This is a genomic window from Christiangramia sediminicola, from assembly GCF_031344135.1.
GTDB classification, from domain to species: domain Bacteria; phylum Bacteroidota; class Bacteroidia; order Flavobacteriales; family Flavobacteriaceae; genus Christiangramia; species Christiangramia sediminicola.
Genome location: NZ_JAVJIU010000004.1, coordinates 64,840 through 84,368 on the forward strand (window position 1 = coordinate 64,840; position 19,529 = coordinate 84,368).

14 protein-coding genes are annotated in these 19,529 nt (G+C 33.7%); 4 read left to right on the forward strand and 10 right to left on the reverse strand.

The window, feature by feature from the left end:
* Positions 1-150: 150 nt before the first annotated feature.
* The 7 genes from RE431_RS10825 to RE431_RS10855 all read right to left on the reverse strand — a co-directional run bounded on the left by RE431_RS10825 (position 151) and on the right by RE431_RS10855 (position 6,951).
* Positions 151-906, reverse strand: a complete 756-nt coding sequence (locus RE431_RS10825; RefSeq protein WP_309562001.1) for a DUF2321 domain-containing protein — start codon at positions 904-906, stop codon at positions 151-153.
* A gap of 153 nt (positions 907-1,059) precedes the next feature.
* Positions 1,060-2,469 (reverse strand): adenosine deaminase, encoded by a 1,410-nt coding sequence (locus RE431_RS10830; RefSeq protein ID WP_309562002.1) that lies wholly within the window; start codon positions 2,467-2,469, stop codon positions 1,060-1,062.
* A gap of 162 nt (positions 2,470-2,631) precedes the next feature.
* Positions 2,632-3,657, reverse strand: coding sequence for a hypothetical protein (locus RE431_RS10835; protein WP_309562003.1), 1,026 nt, complete (start codon positions 3,655-3,657; stop codon positions 2,632-2,634).
* 120 nt (positions 3,658-3,777) lie between these two features.
* Entirely contained in the window at positions 3,778-4,623 is an 846-nt protein-coding gene (locus tag RE431_RS10840) for a nucleotide-binding protein (RefSeq protein ID WP_309562004.1), read from the reverse strand.
* Positions 4,624-4,765: 142 nt separating this feature from the next.
* Positions 4,766-5,557: a leucine-rich repeat domain-containing protein gene (locus RE431_RS10845; protein ID WP_309562005.1), complete on the reverse strand. Its 792-nt coding sequence runs from the start codon at positions 5,555-5,557 to the stop codon at positions 4,766-4,768.
* Positions 5,558-5,724: 167 nt separating this feature from the next.
* Positions 5,725-6,357, reverse strand: a complete 633-nt coding sequence (locus RE431_RS10850) for a ribonuclease H1 domain-containing protein (RefSeq protein ID WP_309562006.1) — start codon at positions 6,355-6,357, stop codon at positions 5,725-5,727.
* A 333-nt stretch (positions 6,358-6,690) separates the two neighbouring features.
* Positions 6,691-6,951: a helix-turn-helix domain-containing protein gene (locus RE431_RS10855; RefSeq protein WP_309562007.1), complete on the reverse strand. Its 261-nt coding sequence runs from the start codon at positions 6,949-6,951 to the stop codon at positions 6,691-6,693.
* A gap of 752 nt (positions 6,952-7,703) precedes the next feature.
* Between RE431_RS10855 and RE431_RS10860 the strand changes: the two genes are divergently transcribed.
* The 3 genes from RE431_RS10860 to RE431_RS10870 are packed head-to-tail and all read left to right on the forward strand — an operon-like array spanning position 7,704 to position 15,030.
* The gene (locus RE431_RS10860; protein ID WP_309562008.1) at positions 7,704-10,709 is read left to right on the forward strand and encodes a SusC/RagA family TonB-linked outer membrane protein; all 3,006 of its coding nucleotides are present in this window, start codon (positions 7,704-7,706) and stop codon (positions 10,707-10,709) included.
* A 10-nt stretch (positions 10,710-10,719) separates the two neighbouring features.
* Complete coding sequence (locus tag RE431_RS10865) at positions 10,720-12,123, forward strand: RagB/SusD family nutrient uptake outer membrane protein (protein ID WP_309562009.1); 1,404 nt, start codon at positions 10,720-10,722, stop codon at positions 12,121-12,123.
* 12 nt (positions 12,124-12,135) lie between these two features.
* Positions 12,136-15,030: a M16 family metallopeptidase gene (locus tag RE431_RS10870; protein WP_309562010.1), complete on the forward strand. Its 2,895-nt coding sequence runs from the start codon at positions 12,136-12,138 to the stop codon at positions 15,028-15,030.
* 85 nt (positions 15,031-15,115) lie between these two features.
* Here RE431_RS10870 and RE431_RS10875 read toward each other — a convergent pair whose 3' ends face one another.
* From RE431_RS10875 to RE431_RS10885, 3 genes are all read right to left on the reverse strand, one after another.
* Entirely contained in the window at positions 15,116-15,385 is a 270-nt protein-coding gene (locus RE431_RS10875; RefSeq protein WP_309562011.1) for a DUF6520 family protein, read from the reverse strand.
* 210 nt (positions 15,386-15,595) lie between these two features.
* On the reverse strand, positions 15,596-16,471 hold the full coding sequence (locus RE431_RS10880; protein WP_309562012.1) for a helix-turn-helix transcriptional regulator: 876 nt from the start codon (positions 16,469-16,471) through the stop codon (positions 15,596-15,598).
* A 2-nt stretch (positions 16,472-16,473) separates the two neighbouring features.
* Positions 16,474-16,857: a DUF7793 family protein gene (locus tag RE431_RS10885; RefSeq protein WP_309562013.1), complete on the reverse strand. Its 384-nt coding sequence runs from the start codon at positions 16,855-16,857 to the stop codon at positions 16,474-16,476.
* 238 nt (positions 16,858-17,095) lie between these two features.
* Here RE431_RS10885 and RE431_RS10890 point away from each other — a divergent pair, with 238 nt between their 5' ends.
* The gene (locus RE431_RS10890; protein WP_309562014.1) at positions 17,096-19,504 is read left to right on the forward strand and encodes an aminotransferase class I/II-fold pyridoxal phosphate-dependent enzyme; all 2,409 of its coding nucleotides are present in this window, start codon (positions 17,096-17,098) and stop codon (positions 19,502-19,504) included.
* Positions 19,505-19,529 lie beyond the last annotated feature (25 nt).

Here is a 19,529-nt window from a genome sequence, read left to right on the forward strand (position 1 = left end):
AGAGTGTTTGTTTGTATTTTGCACTATGATCTCTATTACCGCTATTTACTGGAATAGACGGTTTTGATCAATTTACTTTCTTGGTTTCTCTAATTATACTTTTTTAGCAATACTATTATTTGCGATGAACCAACTGAAATCTCAGCTAATTTAATGTCCCTTAGGCACAATTTTTACCTTCACTTTCATTTCTGAAATCTCATCATTTAAATCGTTTTCTATTCCTTTAGGGTTACTAACATAACCTTCAGGATCATATACGAAACAATATAAAATTTTACAATTAGGATGTGTTCTATATTTAGCTATATCAATTATCAGTTGTTCCCCAATTTGTTTTGCTTTTAAATTAGATCTTGTTTTTTTTACCTCAATTACAATTTCTTCTTTCTTTAGTAGAAAATCAGAACGTGTTGAACTTCCTGCATAGCTTGGATTCCATTCTTCATTCCTTATATCTTCAAAATAAATCCTGAGTAATGAATGAAGTAAATCTTGTGTATCATATTCATCTTTTACATCAAGAGTTTCTCGATCACTATAGCGTTGTCTTATTTGCTTCGCAACTAAATGGAATTTGTCCAATATTGTTTCTAAAAGAAATATATCGTCTTTGTTAACCTTATCAAGGTTCTGTAAAATCTCTTCCTTTTCAGATTTCCATGGAAAGGCTTCTCCACAATGTTTGCAAATGTCCGGAACTGGTGTTATTCCTCCAGATAAATCAATAACATTTTCAAAGTTAATTTCGCCTTCTATATCATTACCACAAATTGGACAATCTTTCCTCGTTTTTGCTCCGCACGTAGTACAGAACTTTTTATTGAATTCTGGACTTGAATAATATGAACTATTAATTCCATGTCCATTTTCACATACTAAATAAGCATCATGTTTTCCTGCCATTCTTTAAGATTTGAGTAAACAATATATATTTTATCAGTTGTGGTATAATGATAAGACTTGTCGAGTCAACAATTTTCTTTCCTGGTTACTAAAATTATACTTTTTCGGCAAAATCCGTCTTAAGTTTGCGATGAACCGGCTTAGGCATAGTTTTTATTTTCCCAATATAAATAGAGGTTCTAATTCAGGAATTTTCTTTTCGAATTCATCAAAATCTCTATCTAATTTATCCAGAAGCTTTTGTTTTATATCTTCTTCCTCTATTAAAGAGTATTTAATAGAATTATAAACTAATTCTTTAATATCCATATACGAAAGCTCATATCTATGCCTCAATAGGACATATTGTTCTGTAATGCTTGACCTTAATACACCTTCATCATCCGTACAAATCACCATCGGAATTTTATAATTATGATAAACTTCTATTGGGTGTAAATCATCAACAACATTTAAAATAAATTCATTACTAGTTAGATTTATCTCAATTGCCGTATTTGAATTTGACAACTTTTTGATTGTATTAGTAAAGTCTGAGTCATAAATAATATCTAAGCCATGCCCAATTCTTTTTGGTTTTGCAATATCTATTGCTTCTTTAATATGTTTACCTAATAATTCTGGTCTGACAAGTCCTAATGTAAGTTCCCCAGCATGAACTGAAAACTTAACATTCTTGTATTTGGATCTTAAGAATTTATAATAATACATGTGCAGCCAATAATCTCTCATCGATGTTTCTCCGTGTTCAGGAGCAACAATATTGGCACCAATTAGCAAATCAGATTTTTCTGCTGAATTAAAACAGGACATTAATTCAATAAACATATCAGTTGGTTGTCTAAATCGTAAACAGTAATTCTGATATCTAACAATAAGATTATCTGTATCTGGAACTACCTTGTTGTGCAATTCTTTTACATTTTTATTATGCAAATCAGTTATAGAATCTATTTTTGGTTTTAGGTTATTATGTAAACCATCTAGGTATTCGAATAATCCGTTTGCGTCCTTATTTTTTTGGAAATTTAAAAGCTCTTTATCAACTTGTTCTTCATTTTTTAATTGGGCATCTTTCCAATTAATGCGATAAAAAATTGTTTCTAGATAACTTAAATTTTGTAATAATGCGCGATTTTTTAGTTCTGCTAATCCTTCTTCAAGAGTATCTCTACTTGCAACTGAAAAATCCGAAAAGGTAGTAAAGAAGTGGTCTGCTGAAGACATATTACTATGGCCATGATCGAAATCCTTTATTGACCATTTTCGTACTAGATCAGCCTTAACCTCTTCAAGATTATTGATTTGGCTAAATTTTTTCCATTCTGAAGTGGAAATCACAGTAGTATCATCAATTTCCTTTTTTACCTCCAATGTTTTTAAGTTCAGGTAGTAATCTTTTGATATTACATAGTCTGCATAGGTTTCTGCATATACTGATCCGGAATAGTGATGATGTAAATCTCCACCTTTTGGCATTGCACTAAAGAATGCAAAAAGAGAAGCTTTTTTTTTGCCTAATTCAATTAAAGATTCATTTACTCTTTGGATTTGTTGTGACATGTTGGTTGGTTTTAGTTAGTTTTTTTTTAAAATTATGCTAACATGTACGATTATCGCAAGTTGCAAGAGAAGAGACTCGGACTAGTCGGATTTTTTGCTTTCTTTCCTAGTTTCTAAAATTAAACTTTTTCGATTAAACTCAGTATTAGCGATGAGCCGATGTTAGCCACTGGCTTTGTTTACAATCTTGTTCAATAAATTTTGAATATGGTCAGGATATTTTCCCTCAAAATATTCGAATACTAATGGGTTTCCTGTACAAAAATGACTTGTATAAGTAATCCAAGTATCTATGCTTACATTTTTGTTCATTTTAAACAATTTGTAGGTCCTTGCTTTTAAATGAGTTCCAATTTTTTCATTAAAATTCAAATCAGAATCTCTTCGTTGAAAGTATTCATCTTTCTCGTAGAAATGAATTGCTCCATCGAAATGCCTAAAATGTTTGTTTTTTATATCATATTCTGCGTGTATATATCGAACTGGATAATATTCAATTGCTCCAATATTAATAGTTACTTTGTCAGTTTTAAATTCCTCCGCTTGAAAAGTTTTTATTCCACTTTTTTCATTCCATTTAATGTCTAATGAATATGCCTCGTTAAAAAAGAATGAAATATCGGTTTCATCTAATTGGCCTGGTGGACGAATTTTGACAACACCATCTGAAATTTTTTCAATTTGTTTTTTAAAAGATCCGCCATACCACGTATCAAGTTCTGAATATGCTGAATCATCTACATTTATTCTTACTCGGTTTGCATCTAAAGCAATATATGTTTTGACTTTATCATCTTTAAATTTCCAAAAAAGGTCAATAAATCGAGGTGCGAAATTTGCATATTCACTCAAACTTCTTCTAAAATAAGGATGAGCCATCGCAATAAATTTGTCTGAATAAAGCATTCCGCTATTGAAGTTTTTTTTCTCAAAGTGCTTTTCTAACGATTTACATTCGATTAGTTCTTCATCAACTTTTTTCAATTCGGGCTTGAGGTGGAAGAGTAGGTTAGGATATTTTGCAACTATTCCGATTGTTTCTATATAACTAAAATTTTCACTTGTCAATTTCAGTCCAATTTCCGAACATAGCGTGATAAAATCTTTTATAGTTTTAGAATGTTTTTCAAGCTGTTTTTTCCTCTCCTCCTGTTGAGCTTTTAAATATCTTTCTTTTAAATCGGACATTGATTCCATTTGGATGGGTATTTTTTTTAAAGCTTGTGGCTAACGGTTACGGTTCGTAAGTTGCGGGACTAGGAACGCGGACTTGTCGGATTAGAACCGACTTAAGTTGGCTATAGTAGATTATTCGAAAACTTCATTTGCGTCAAAATCCATCTGAGCTCGTTTTAATTCTTTAGTTAACAGCAATTTCCAACCATCGGACGGATCCACTGCAATGTAAACTACACCATCATAATCTGAAGGTTTTTCTATATTATCTTTTAAAAGTGCGCAAACATTTTCTCTTCCAAGTTTTCCTAAAAAATAACCCAATTCGAAAATTACATTCTGGCGAGCTCGAAGATTTAATCTTTTCTGGTTTTTTACAGAATTTCCTATGTCATCCGGAGTCATTAAAATAATGGCAAATTGAACTTCTGAAAATTTTTCAAATTTCTCTATTACAGTTAAACCACCGTTTACCTGTTCGTGTAATATGATAGGTTTGAGTTTTAGTTTTTCTAAAAATCTGGCTACTTTTTCTTTTAATTCATTATCGTGACCGTGAACAATAAATATCTCTTTTCTATCTTTTTTCCTTGTTTTTGTTTTTTTAGGTTGATCAAATATTTCCTCTCCATTTTCATCCTTAATTACTGTCTCTAAAACGCCAATAGCTTGATCAATCGAATCAATTATTATAGAAGCAACATTTGTCTGATAAGGTGGATCAAAAAATACATCAAATGGGTTTACATTTTGCATACCTAAACCTCCAACCATTGGTGGTGGTGACCAGTCAAATCTTTTAGCACTTCCGGTTCTACTTACTACATCTTCTACAAAAGATTTTTTTCTGTTGATTTTGGAGCGCAATTTGTTTGTTTCGGTTGGATCGAGGTCATTATAAGTCCATTGTCGAATTAGATTTTTATATTCTTCTAAATCTTCAATTACTTTTTTCTTTTTTAAGTCAAATTCTGTCATCTATTACAGCTAATGGTACCGATTATCCCCAGCTGGCGGAGTAAGGGAGGCGGATTTGTCGGCTTAATATTAGTTTGTTGATCAAGTTAATTATTTTTCTAACCTTGCTGCCTATTGGCGATGAATGTTGTCCCAACAGGCTTTAGTTTATCTTACAATAGGGATTATTTTTTCTTATTATGCGTAGTTCATGATTAGGGATATTGTAGTTAGTTTTAATTATCTCAAAATTCGTTAAATGTAAAATTGCATTCATTGAGTTGACTTGAGTTTTAAAACAGTAGAGTCTTCTTAAATTCAAAAGCTTGGATATTGGTTGTAATGATTTGATTTTTGTATTTACGATATTTAATTCTTCTAATTTGTAAAGTTCCGATAGTGGTTCTAAATCGGTAAAACCATCCATGTCCCCACAATTCAATATTTTTAATTGTTTAAATAATTTAAGTGGTTCTAATGATTTTATTCCTTTTCTCCATAAAGTAAGATTTTCAATAAGTAAAAGTTCTCTAAGTTCTTTGATGGTTATTTTATCAAAATTGGAGCCCTCTTCACCTCGCCTTGTTTGAGTATATATTTTCTTCTCAAAAGTGTATTTCCAACTTAAATTTAGAGAATCCCACCAATTAATTAGTTCGTCCTCCGAAATATCATCTTCATATGATTCACTTTCCAATATTTCTATGGCCAAATTACCTTTGATATTATAAAATTCACTTTCTGGTAATTTATATTCCTTTAATCCTATTAAAGTATCAGAAATATCTCCGTCGATTTCTTTTGAATAAACAACTTTATAAAAATCATTAGCAATTTCTGGATTCGCATATTTATCATTTAGTTCAGAAGTTATTTTTTCTAATGATTGATTCGTACTATTTATAAGTGAATATTTTCTGAATCTTGGATTTATAATGATATAAATGTATCTCATTCGGAATCAAGTTTAAGCTCATCGCTCCCGGTCTATGTTATCGCCAGCTGGTGAATTAAGGGAAGTGAGCTTGTGGCCTTATTAATCGTTAGTTTCGTTTAATTAGATTCATACTAAAGCTGTTGAGAATTAACGATGACCCGTTCATTTGGGCTCAATTTTTACTTTTATTTTCGGCCATAATCAGCTGGGATTTCTCCCCAAGCTTTAGTTTCCCATTTTATAATTTTATTTTCAATTTGACTATTTTCCAACCACTCTTCCGCGTTTTTTATTAGTTCAAAAATTTCTTTATTGTTTTCATTCTGTTCTAGGTAACTCCCACAATTTTTATATTTCACCCATCCCATAGCAACTTTGCTATCCGTATAAATAGGTCGTAAATCTTTGTTCTTTTTCAAGATAGCACTTGCTAATACGATGGCAAGAAATTCACCAATATTATTTGTACCACCATTATAGGGTCCTCGTTGAAAAATAATTTGTTTCGTTTTAGTATCAACACCTTTAAATTCCATATTTCCAGGGTTGCCGCTACAAGCAGCATCTACGGAAATTGAATCCAGATTTGGTTTTCCAATTAAGTCAATTTCTTCTTTGGATAATTCTGATCCAGTAACTGATTTTCCTTTATAATCATCATATTCTTCTGAATATGCTATTTTAGCTAATTCCAAACTTTTAAAGGATTTAAATTTAGCTCCTTTGTATCCCTGAGTACTTTTTGTGCATTCATCCCAACTTTCTAGTATTCCTGTATTTCTTCCTTCCCAAACGACGTAATATTTTTTCTTTGCCATAAATTGTTGTAGTAGTTTTGTTTAAAGCTTTCGCAAAAACTAATTATATCATACCAAATATAAAGGTTTATCGAAAAATGTTTCAGGGTACAGAAGTTGCAATTATTAATCGTAGTTGAATAATTCTTTAAACGGCACGTCTGAGACTACGGCTAACGAAATAAATGTTTCAAAGGGTGGACTAGTTACACCCCTCTCTATTTCTCCAATATTTTTTTGATAGTAATCCTTTTAGATAATTCTTGTTCTAAAATACTCCTGATTGGAAATCTGAAAGTATTAAATGAGGGATTAAATTTTTTTAGAATATTTATACTTTCAGGAAAAATTAAATTACATCTCAATTTTATGCTTTTTAATATCAAAATCGAAATCAAATAAATCTTTAGGATCAATTTGCATCACGCTAGCAAGTTTCAAAATGGTTTCTAAGGTAGGGTTCCCCTTTCCTTTTTCAAATTTGTTATAATTACTAGGATCGAATGAGGAGTTAGTTCCCACATCATGCATCGTTTCATATTTTTCTTCCCTAATTCGATTTAAATTTTCCGAAAACCTAGTCATATAAATTTTCAATACCTCTTTACTATCCATAATTGAGAATCTTTAGACCTCAATTTGAAGGTTTCAATAAAAAAATTTATGGTAATATATTACCATATGAAGAAATATTATTATATTTGATTCATTATAATATATTTGCGAAACTTCTTAAAGTAAAAATATTAGAAGCATTCGCTTTGAATCTCGCGTCAGAAAACTGGTAATTTTCAAATAAACCACGAGAGGATAAGTAAGGATGCTCACGACCCGGGCGTGAGTTTGCTGCTTATTGTGGTTTTTAAGGTATACCAGTACCTCTGATGCAATAAGATGAGCTCTCACGCCTTTTTTGTATTTAGGTGTTTCCTGCTCAATTATTTTTAAAGCATTTGTTTCTTCACTAAAAGACATCGCTAACTATTAACCCTACAATTTAATCTAAGGTCAAAGCGGCCGGCATTCCCTGTGGAGTGTTATTATTAAGCTTGTTACGGGAACGAGATAATTCCGCTAATAATCCCGTGGGATGTTATTGCCCTTTTTAGCAATGGCAGTTGGGTGGGCATAAGCCAGTTCTTATAGAGAGTTGGCTTTGGGAACGGTGATTTTTTGCTCCATACTAATAGTTTGTTTAGCCACAAAAAAATTGCGCATGAGAGCCCATAATGGGCATTTAATAAAAAGAAAAAGTGAACACTCGTTTTTACGGGTAAAAGCAAGAAAGCCTTCCCTTAAGATTGGCGTCTGGAGGGGAAGGCCTAAGCTTTAATAAAACAAATGTTTCATTTAACTAATGTAAAATTATGAAAAATTTTTACAAGAGGAGCATGCTTATTATCATGTTCCTTCTAGCCATGGCCTTATTGGTCATGTTGGCGATGGGTCAGGCCAAAGCGGCAACGCCCTCTACCCCCACCCTACTTTACCAGCAGGAAATAAGTGGTACCGTTACAACTTTGGGAGGAGAGCCGTTATTAGGAGTGACTGTAAGAGTAGCAACCAAAAACTACGGCACCACAACAAATCTGGAAGGTAATTATAGCATCAGAGCGAATCCTGGTGATATGCTTGTATTTTCTTTTATTGGATTTAAAACCCAGGAAATTCGGGTAAGTAATCAATCTATGCTAAATATATCTTTAGAAGAAGATGTAGATGCACTGGAGGAAGTGACGATTAATGCAGGATATTACAATACAACTCGCAGGGAAAGCACCGGTAATATTTCCCGAGTTACCGCAGAAGAAATTGAAAACCAGCCGGTAGTTAGCCCTATTCAGGCATTGCAAGGAAGAATGGCGGGGGTAGAAGTTACTCCTGGCGGTAATTTACCGGGGCAGGCTGCTACGATCCGTATTAGAGGGAGAAATAGTTTACGGGATGAAGGAAATTTTCCTCTTTATATTATTGATGGTGTACCTATAAATTCCACTCCTATTGAAAGCTTTAGTAATCTGGGAAATGTAGGGATTGATCCTTTAAACACTCTAAACTTATCGAATATTGAAAGCATTGAAGTCCTAAAAGATGCCGATGCTACTGCCATTTACGGCTCTCGTGGGGCCAATGGTGTCGTTTTAATAACTACCAAAAAAGGAAGACAGGGGAAAACCGAAATCCAAGCCAGGATCTACAAAGGCATTTCCACAGTGCCCAATCGTTTAGAACTGTTAAAAACGGAAGATTACTTACAAATAAGAAGAAGGGCTTTAGAAAATGATGGAGTAGAAGCTGACGAAGCGAATGCTTATGATTTAGTAGTTTGGGATCAGAACCGTTATACAGATTGGCAGGAAGAGTTTTTTGGTGGTAGTTCTCAGGTTACAGATATTAATTTAAATGCAAGTGGCGGTAATGAAAATACCACTTACAGTCTTAGTGGCTCCTACCATAAACAAGGCACCATTTTTTTAGGAGATTTTGATTACAACAAAGTTGCAGCAGGTTTACAACTCAATCATACTTCAAATAACAAAAAACTAAATTTTAACCTCTCGGTAAATTACGGAGTAGATTCAAATAATCTCGTAGGTTACCTGGACTTATCATCATTTGCATTTTACCTCCCTCCTAATGCACCCTCTCTATTTAATGATGATCAATCTATAAATTGGAATGATTGGGCTGAAGTAGGATTGGATAATCCATTAGCTGGTTTTTATAATTCCAGTAAGACCCAATCTAATAATCTTATATCTAATTTGGTTATCACCTATCAGCTATTAAAGGGATTGGAATTCAAAACTAACTTTGGGTACACCTATTTTAATAGTAATGAAATTGTAAAACGCCCTCGGCGATCATATAATCCGGCAACTTGGGATCGAATTCAACATCGTTCGAACCATCTAATAACCGATAGGAAATCCTGGATAACAGAACCTCAGTTAATTTACTCTAGTAAAATTGGAAAAGGAACCATAGATGGCTTGGTAGGGGTAACCATTCAAGAAAGTACACAAAACGGTTTAAGCTTATATGGAGAAGGTTATGTTTCAGAATCTCTTATAGGTAGCCTAAGTGCTGCTGAAAATATAGATTCGCAAACAAATCAGCAGTCAGAATATAAATATGCAGCCCTATTTGCAAGGTTAGGTTTTAACTGGGATAAAAAATACTATATCAATCTTACCGGTCGTAGGGACGGATCTTCCCGTTTTGGGCCTGGAAATAGATTTGCGAATTTTGGAGCCGTAGGAGGAGCCTGGATATTTTCCGAAGAAACTTTTATTAGAGACCATGTATCTTTTCTAAGTTTTGGAAAACTTCGTGGCAGCTATGGTACAACAGGAAGTGACCAAATCGCAAATTATGGCTTTTTAGATGCGTATGAACCAACCTTAGGAGCAGGCGGACTCTACCCCACCCTTTTAGCAAACCCAGATTACTCCTGGGAGGTGAATAAGAAAATTGAAGCAGCTGTAGAGCTAGGTTTTATAGAAGATCGAATTAATATTGGGCTTAGCTGGTACCGTAATCGTTCTTCTAATCAGTTAGTAGGATATCCCTTACCGGAGATTACCGGATTTACAAATGTACAGGCGAACTTACCGGCTACAGTACAAAATACAGGTTGGGAAATTGAATTATCAACTTTCAATTTTCAATCTCCCAAGTTCAGCTGGCAAACTTCCCTTAACCTAAGCTTTCCTAAAAATGAATTGGTTAGGTATCCTAATTTGGAGCAATCTTCTTATGCAAATATCTACAGGGTAGGTCATCCATTAAATATAGCGCTACTATATAATTATGAAGGTCTCGATCCTGAAACCGGTTTTTATAGTGTAGAAGATGTGAATGGTGACGGCAATCTTAATTTTGAAGATCGAACTATCATTCGAAATAGTGGCAGGGAATTTTTTGGTGGTTTAAATAATAATTTAAACTATAAGAATTTTTCTCTACAGTTTTTATGGGAAATCGTAAAACAAAATGGAAGACTTGCTTTATTCAATGCAGGGGAGTTGAGAAATCAACGCACTGATGTAATTAGAGCATTGGATGAAAATAGCGGCTATCAGCAAATATCTGCATCTTCCCAGGCTATCATAGCCTATGATAATGTATTAAATTCCACTTTTTCTAGAACTGATGCCTCTTTCATAAGGCTAAAGACAATTTCATTAGCCTACTCCTTACCAAATACCTTTTTAAACAGTCTGGGTTTAAACAGTGGTAAGTTATTCCTCAACGGACAAAATTTATTCACCATTACACCTTATGAAGGTATAGATCCCGAAGCACCAAATCTGGGTACTTCTTTCCCCAGCCTAAAGACAATAAGCTTTGGAATACAACTTAATTTCTAAATAAAATATAATGAAAACTATACTTGACTTTAAACCTATCTTATTTTTCCTGATTGTTCTCTCCTTTACCTCATGTGAAGAATTGGTGCAGATTGATACTCCCAATTACCAAATAACCAGCGAAGTTGTTTTTAGTGATATTGAAACAGCTAGAAGCGCCGTACAGGGAATATACAATGAATTATTTAATACTGCTTTTAGCAATGGAGGAACCAATAGTGTTACAGTTATTTCAGGCTTAAGCGCAGATGAATTGAAATCACTACGTCCTACCGACAGATCCTACATGGATTTTTATGAAAATGAAATTCAAACTACCAATACACGAAACCTTAATTTATGGTCTAGTGCATATAAAATAATTTATATGTCTAATTCGCTATTAGATGGAATTTCAAATTCTACAGGCATTGAAGCCGTTTCTCTTGCTGAATTAAAAGGTGAGGCAAAATTTACTAGAGCTTTTTCATACTTCTATTTAGTTAATCTATATGGTGAAGTTCCACTGATTTTGACTAAAGATTATAGGGAAAATGCTCTAGCAGATTCAAATACTAAACAAGAAATTTACGAGCAAATCATTAATGATCTTCAAGAAGCAGTAGAATTATTACCTCAATCCTATAGAAACCAGGATCGTATAAACGTCAATCAATCGGTGGCTAAAGCTTTACTGGCAAGAGTTCAACTATATCTTAAAAATTGGGAAGAAGCAGAGCTATTGAGTACCCAGGTAATTTCTCAAACAGATACATATGAAATATTGGAAGATTTAGATCAGGTCTTTCTAGCGAATAGCAGAGAGGCTATTTGGCAAATATCTCCGGCTGGCCGTGGGGGTAGTTTAACCCAAACAAAGGAAGGCGCTGCTTTTATATTTCATCCGTTCATATCATCACTAACCCATGTAGCATTAACTGATGACCTTGTGAATAGTTTCGATCTTGAAGATCAGCGTCAATCTAAATGGATTGGTTTTCACAGTAGATCCGAAAATTACCACGCTTTTAAATATAAAGATAGAAATAGTTCTGATAATCTAACTGAATACTCAATGGTTATCCGCTTAAGTGAAATGTATCTGATCAGAGCAGAAGCCAGATTAATGCAGTCCAATTTACCTGGAGCAATTGCTGATTTAGATGTTATAAAGGCTCGTGCTGGTTTACCAATTATATCAGAATTCAGGCCAAATATGGATGGGGAAGAATTGATGGATGAAGTTATAGAGGAAAGAAGAAAGGAACTATTTACGGAATGGGGTCACAGATGGCTGGACTTAAAGCGAACTGAAAGAAGTGATGCAGTTTTAGCCCCTATCAAACCAGATTGGGAAGCTACAGATAGACTTTATCCCATACCCGCCGAAGAAAGAATGAAGAATCCAAATCTCAACCAAAATCCTGGTTATTAAACTTTAAAAAAAATGTATCAATACCTAAAAAAAATAATTGGTTTAATAGCCCTAATCATTTTTTCATACCCAACTCAAGCTCAATTAGGTAACTCTAATCAAGAAACAACTTTAGCTGTAGATAATTCCATTCGATATGGTAAGCTGGATAATGGGCTCACCTATTATATAAAACCGATAAATGGAGCTAAAGAAAAAGTGTTCTTAAAATTTCATGTGAAGGCCGGTATAAATCAACAAGAAGCAAACCAATTAGATATTGCTCATGCTATAGAACATATTGCCTTTCATCCCACGAAAAATTTTCCGAATTCGATATATAGCGAAAAGCTTCTGGATGGTCTTGGGATGCATTTATATGATATATATGCATATTCAGGACGCACTACTGTTTATAGCTTTGATGCGCCGAATAATGATCCTAAAACTATAAATACAGCCTTGACCTGGTTTAAAGATATCTCGAATGAATTGGTCTTATCCAATCCCGTCATAGAAAAGGTCAGAGGAGAATTAAGGCAGGAATATATTACGAGGGGTAGTGATAATAGAGATAAATTTGCTGCAGAATCAAAATTAATGTCTAAAATGTTTCCAACATTCAGTGATAAGAGTAATTTCTTAAGCTATAATAAGAGCTTTAAGCCAGAGGTTCTAAGAAAATTCTATAAAAATTGGTACCGACCAGATTTAACGGCTGTTTCAATTGTAGGAAGTATAGAAGACGTAGATGATTTAGAAAGTAAACTCAAAAATATTTTTTCAGAGACCATCTACCGGGAAAATAAACTTAAATACAAAAATGATGCAATCCAGTATTTATCCCTTCCTAACCAATTTAAAAAAGTTAAAAGGGTTCCTGATACTATAAAAGGATATTTAGACGATTTCGTAGAAACCTGGTTGATCTACCGTTATGAATCGGCTAAAATTAATACTTGGGAGGATCTTCAAAATGAAAAAATAAAACGAATTTTCAATAATGTTCTTATGGAACGTTTACATCGCAAAAGCGAAGTTTATAATTCTTCTTTTACAGTTTCCAGTCACTTACCTTATAAAAAAAATCAAAATCCTAATATTCCGGGTTTAGTAATAAAAATTAAGTCTGAAAATAATTCTGAAAGGAAAGCGATCAATGAAACCATGAAAGCAATTCAACAGTTAAAGCAATTCGGTGTCACTGAAAAAGAATGGAAAAAATATCGATTTGTTGAAAAAGCAAACGAAAACAGTATACCATATTGGATAGAACAGATAGATAAACACTTCTTATACGATGAAGCCATTCCATCAAATAAAAGTTCCTATTTAGCACAATGGATAGAAAGTTTATCCAGGGAAAGCTTTAATCTGAAGCTAAAAAATTTATTTCCTGAAATGCCTGAAGATATCGGCATAATTGCTCCTGCTGGTCATCTAGCTCTGCAGTTCAAAGAAAAGCAAATACGACAGTTGATTGCTAAAGCAAATAAAAAATCCTATCAGTCGTACAAATTAGTAGAAACTTCTAAAAATCTTAGTTCCGAGTTAAATATTTCAAAATTAAAAGAGAAGAAAATTATTTCTAGAAGTATTGGTATTTCTGGTGCAAAAGAAATCATTTTAGAAAATGGAGTCCGGCTAATCTTAAAACCCAATAAAATTTCGTCTGATATTAAAGACAGGGAAATTTTAATAAAAGGAGTTAGCCCAAATGGCGCTTCTTGTTTTCCACAAGATGATTTTTATTCTGCCGTTAATAGCGTGCAAATTATCAAACATTCTGGAGTTGGTTCAATGAATAAGTTTGTATTAGATCGATTCCTTGACTCGAAAGGTATTAAAAAAGGGCCTGTTTCCTACGTAGATTTTAGAGAAACTGCTATTCAGGGAGCCGCTAAGTCTATAGATCAATTGGAAACAGTACTTCAATTAATTCACCTTTACTTTACCAAACCAAGAAAAGATCGCATAGCATATAAAGACTGGCAAAAGGAGAAATTTAAAAATTATAAAAATCCTAAAGGAGCCGATGTCATGTCTACAGATTTGTATAATTATATTAGAAATATAACAGGAGATTCCACGGTTGCCGGAGATGGGGTGTTCGGGCTAAAGTTGCTAACTGGAACGGAAAATTATCAGGGAATGCTAAAAACTGATTTAAATAGATCCTATGAAATCTATCATGAACTTTTCGGCAATGCACAAGACTTCACATTTATTATCAACGGAGATTTTAATACTAAAATAATTTTACCGATTTTACAAAAATATTTGGGTAATCTTCCAAAAGGGAAAGATTCATTTTGTAACCACATACCTAAGATTCAAACGAAATTTGAAGGGCCATTAACTAAAGAAATTACTGCGAAAGGAAGATATAAAATAGAAGGAGTTCAATATTATAGCAGTTTTATATTCCCGGTTAAAAATCCAGATAATTGGAAAGAACAAATCAAAGTAGATGCACTGGGATGGTTATTGTATCACAAGATGTTACAATTAAGGTTTAAAAAAGGATATGCGTTATACAGCGTTGGCAGTGGTGGCAGATTCAATAAAGATCTATCTCGTTATGAAATTGGAATAAGATTGTTGGCTAAGTCAGAAGATTTGAATGCTTTACGACAAGAATTTGATAAGATTATTTCAAATATTAAATCAGGAAATATAGATGAAAGTACTTTTTCTGCCAGTACTCACCGTCTCTATTCTTCTTACAGTGTACAAACAGCAAAAGATAGTAAGGAAATCCAAAATAAACTCTATAATCATTATCATTACAACCAACCCTGGATAAAGCCTGCAGAAATAGAAAAATTTGTAAAGTCTCTTACTTCCAAAGATATTGCTGAAACAGCTAAAAAATACTGTCATGAAGATAATCTTATAGAAGTTATAATGAAGGATAAACAGATTTGAGAATATCCATGGTTCCTTTGTAGATTAAATTAAAAAAGCACACCGGTAGTTCCGGTGTGCTATATTTAAGATAGACTCTAAAAATCTAATACAATTTAATTACGGTACCATCACCGTTTTTGGGAGTGCTAAGATTTGCATCATCAAAAACAGGATATAAAGGTCCATTTCTTTCTAACTGTACTTGACACGTTTCTGACCCAATACCGCAATCCATCTCATCTATTTCAATTGTGTCACCATTAACAACAATGTAATCGTTGCTTGGGTTTTCATTGAAATTTACATTGGCAAAGGCCATTCCTATGGCACAAATGAATGCCATCATCGGTAATATTAATTTTCTAATCTTCATGATATTAAATTTTAATAATTAAACAAATACCTTTTATTTAAACAGGTTGGCTTTTCCTGTATCATCGCGATAAATTTTATTATAATCCCTTCTTTTAAAGAGAGAAGATTTTCTCTCAATGTAAAGGAGCATTGTACTTTAGAATATCAATAGCTAAAGTCGCTAATAAAATTTGCTTTTTTTAAGTGGATGTTTTACTAACTGGTAGTATTATCGAATTTGACAAGGGTTTATTCCAAAATGCTTTTTAAATGCCCTGGAGAAATGTGAAGCACTTTTAAAACCACATTCCTGGGCGATAGCATACAGGGAGGTATCGGTATCCTGCAAAAGATCTTTTGCATTTTCAAGTCTTTTTTCTCTATGATATTTAGCTATAGTAGTACCATAGATAGTTTTAAAACCTCGCTTTAATAAAGTTGGATTGGTATTTAGTTTTTCAGCAATTTCAAATATAGGACGTGGAGGAGAGTCTAAATTATCCATAAGATAATGATAGAGAGAATGGATCAGGTCTCTGTTTTTCGTAATACTAAAAGCAGACCTTTTTTCTTCGGAAGATTCCAATAATTGTTCTTTAGACCATTCTGACTTTTTTATTAACTGAACTGCCGACAACATATATAATACGTTATTAGCGCTGTAATTATTTGATATTGTTAGCCGGGAATGCATTTTTAAAAATAAATCTTCTTTAAGCTTGAAATTGAGATATAAACCTTCCGTAATCTCTTCCAATTCAACAGCATTTTTTACTTGTTTTAAAGAGTCCTTGTCGACTATACTTTTTAAGTTTCTAATTTTTCCAATATTAAAAGCCTTGATAACATCGTTGTTAAAGTCAATAAGCTCCAGATCTTTAGTAATGGTAAAAATAAAATGATTAAGATACCTCACATTATGATCTGCCGATAGGTTAGGTGCAGCATCTTTCAATACCCCCGCAAGCATATTTAATAGAACGCTTATAGTGGCGAACTGGTTATCTACTCGTTTTACATGAATCCTTTTGTCGTATTGACCATTTGCCAGAGCAGTAATTAAACTGGTTATTTGATTAAAATATTTAGAGTTAGAAAAATACATAATTAGGGTGTTTTAGGATATTCAGAAAGAAATTCCAAGGCTTTCAATTTATGCTCAAAAACCTTGGTAGGAACTTTTGGAAGACTGGTTTTTAAATAAAATTCGGCAGTAATAGATGTATGGGGAGAGTTAACCAAAAGCGCCACCGCTGTTGCCTGGATAGACCCTTCTTTTGCCAAATAATCCATAGCTTTCGTGTCGGCGTCTATAACGTTTCTTAAATCACAGAGAATAGGGTATTTCTTGTTATTCTGAATAGATAACCGGAGTTTCAAAAGTTGTTTGGCAATAGGTAATGTTAATTTAATTATAGGACTATATTCAAAGAATAGAACTTCTTTGTCAATCCATACTTCTGCAAAATTATTTCGTGTCCGCTTTTTCACTTCAATAATATTTGATATAGAATACTGTAATTTAGGGATTTACTTTTGATAAATTCAGCATATAGTTTACACAGAGGGTCATTTTACTTCATTTAAAGTCAAATTTTACTAATAAATTTGACTTACTCGACCAACATTTTACTTTGAGGAGCATTTTCCTTAATATCTTCAAATTAAATTAAGCAGTCCCTAAAAAGTTTATTTAGCTTGATATTCTGTTAATCTAACACTTGAAGAAATGGCTAAAATAAAACACAACAATTTTCTTGATACCGTAGATGAAGTAATCACCAATGCAACAAATGCAGGAGTCTTACACTTGCATGCTGAAGGTCAGGGCTTAAATGGACGGAAAATAAAAGTTAATGGAATAGAATCCTGTCATTTTGGAACGACTGGCTACCTGGGTCTTGAACAGGATCAGCGCCTTAAAAATGCTGCCATTGAAGCTATTCAAAAATATGGTACTCAGTTTCCACTTTCAAAGACTTATATCTCTCATCCATTGTATGCGGAGTTAGAAGAGAAAATAGAAGCCATCTACAACAATCCAATTCTTATAACCAAGAACAGTACGTTAGGTCATATCGCGGTTATACCAACTGCGGTAAGGGATGAGGATGCAGTAATTTTAGATCACCAGGTGCACTGGAGTGTTCAAAACGCGGCCCAATTCCTTAAAATTAGAGGTATACCTGTAAGCCTAATTCGCCATAATTCCATGGACATGCTGGAAGACCGAATAAAGAGGTTATCCGGAAAGGTTAAAAAAATATGGTATATGGCAGATGGGGTTTATTCCATGTATGGTGATTATGCTCCCATAGAAGATCTTATCTCCCTTTGTGAAAAATATCCTCAGCTGCACTTGTATTTTGATGATGTGCATGGAATGAGCTGGAAGGGCCATAACGGTAGTGGCTATGTAATGGAAGTCCTAAAAGAACTACCGGAAAATATTTTACTATTTGGCACTTTAAGCAAAACCTTTGGAGCCTCAGGTGCCGTCCTGGTTTGTCCAGATCGAAAACTCTTTAGAAAAATTAAAAATTTTGGTGGCCCCCTCACCTTCTCTGCCCAACTGGAACCCAGCGCTGTTGCTGCGGCAAGTGCTTCGGCAGACATTCATCTTTCTACCGAATTATATTCACTACAAAAGGCACTACAGCTCCGGATAAATTATTTTAATGAATTGCTTTCAAAAACCAACCTGCCCTTAATTTCAAAGAACGACTCCCCGGTTTTTTATATTGGTACGGGCTTACCCGCCACCGGCTATAATTTTGTGAAACGAATGCTGGATGAAGGATTCTTTGTAAACCTGGGATTATTTCCAGCGGTTCCTGTGAAAAATACCGGGGTAAGAATTACGATTTCCTGTCACAATGAATTAGAAGATATTAAAGCCCTGGTGAATGCCCTGGAGTATCATTATGAAAAAGCATTGAATGCAACGAATAATACTTTGGAGAGGGTTGGAAAAGCTTTTAATATAAGCGTGAACCCAACTACGATAAAAGAAAAATCAGACTCAGATGTATCGGTGATTTATGCGGAAAGCATCGAAGACATAGATACAGATCTATGGAATAAATTACTTGGAAATCATAATATGCTTAATAAAGAAGGACTTCAATTTCTGGAAAAATGCTTTTCCCATAACGATCAAAAAGAGCATAACTGGAACTTCCATTATTTTATAATTACAGATCAGAAGGATGATCCAATTTTAGCTACATTTTTAACCAGCGGCTTATGGAAGAATGATATGCTTGCACCGGAATCGGTATCTAAAGCCATAGAGCAAGACAGGGAATCCAATCCCTATGCGATGACTACTAAAGTACTGTCTATGGGATGTCTCTTTACCGAAGGGAGTCATTTGTATTTAGACCACAAGCATTCACAATCTGAGGAAGCTATCAAAGAACTCTTATTAAGAATCGAAGCGCTGGGAGAAAGACTAAGAACTGGAATGTGCGTTCTGCGCGATTTTAAGAAATCTACAGCCTTAGCAGAAGTTTTCCAAAAGGAAGGTTATATTCCCGTCTCCATGCCAGATTCCTGTGTAATTAATAATTTAGAATGGAACAGTGAAGAAGAATTTCTGGAAACATTAAGCTCCCGGTCTCGAAAACATTTCAGAAAAGAGGTACTGCCGTTTGAAGATAAGTTCCATATATCAATTTTAGACTCCCCTACTCCTGAAAAAATTGATACCTATCATGAACTCTATAAAAATGTGAAATCAAAAAATTTTGGATTAAACACCTTTACCTATCCGAAAAAAGTATTTCAAAATATGGCATCCGATAAAAACTGGGAGTTCATCGAATTAAAACTTCAAAAGGAAAACCAGATTGTCGGCGTTATGTTCTGTTACAAAAATAAAGGAGGTATATACGTCCCCAATTTAATTGGAATGGATTATGAATATTCCAGGGAATATCAGGTATATCGTCAATTATTATATCAGACCATAAAAAGGGCTAAGAACTCAAACTTTCAGAAAATAGATTTAGGTTTTAGTGCCTCCTTTGAAAAACGAAAATTTGGTGCAACCATAATTGAGAAACAGGCTTTTATTCAAACTTCCGATAATTTCCTGTTAGAACAATTGGACATGATGAGAAATGAGATTTCATAATTGATATTGTAATCGCGGTCCTTAC

Coding starts and splice junctions, on each gene's coding strand:
- RE431_RS10880 (WP_309562012.1), bottom strand. CDS start 16,471: ATGTATTTTTCTAACTCTAAATATTTTAATCAAATAACCAGTTTAATT.
- RE431_RS10890 (WP_309562014.1), top strand. CDS start 17,096: ATGGCTAAAATAAAACACAACAATTTTCTTGATACCGTAGATGAAGTA.
- RE431_RS10855 (WP_309562007.1), bottom strand. CDS start 6,951: ATGGATAGTAAAGAGGTATTGAAAATTTATATGACTAGGTTTTCGGAA.
- RE431_RS10870 (WP_309562010.1), top strand. CDS start 12,136: ATGTATCAATACCTAAAAAAAATAATTGGTTTAATAGCCCTAATCATT.
- RE431_RS10875 (WP_309562011.1), bottom strand. CDS start 15,385: ATGAAGATTAGAAAATTAATATTACCGATGATGGCATTCATTTGTGCC.
- RE431_RS10845 (WP_309562005.1), bottom strand. CDS start 5,557: ATGAGATACATTTATATCATTATAAATCCAAGATTCAGAAAATATTCA.
- RE431_RS10835 (WP_309562003.1), bottom strand. CDS start 3,657: ATGTCCGATTTAAAAGAAAGATATTTAAAAGCTCAACAGGAGGAGAGG.
- RE431_RS10840 (WP_309562004.1), bottom strand. CDS start 4,623: ATGACAGAATTTGACTTAAAAAAGAAAAAAGTAATTGAAGATTTAGAA.
- RE431_RS10850 (WP_309562006.1), bottom strand. CDS start 6,357: ATGGCAAAGAAAAAATATTACGTCGTTTGGGAAGGAAGAAATACAGGA.
- RE431_RS10860 (WP_309562008.1), top strand. CDS start 7,704: ATGAAAAATTTTTACAAGAGGAGCATGCTTATTATCATGTTCCTTCTA.
- RE431_RS10825 (WP_309562001.1), bottom strand. CDS start 906: ATGGCAGGAAAACATGATGCTTATTTAGTATGTGAAAATGGACATGGA.
- RE431_RS10830 (WP_309562002.1), bottom strand. CDS start 2,469: ATGTCACAACAAATCCAAAGAGTAAATGAATCTTTAATTGAATTAGGC.
- RE431_RS10865 (WP_309562009.1), top strand. CDS start 10,720: ATGAAAACTATACTTGACTTTAAACCTATCTTATTTTTCCTGATTGTT.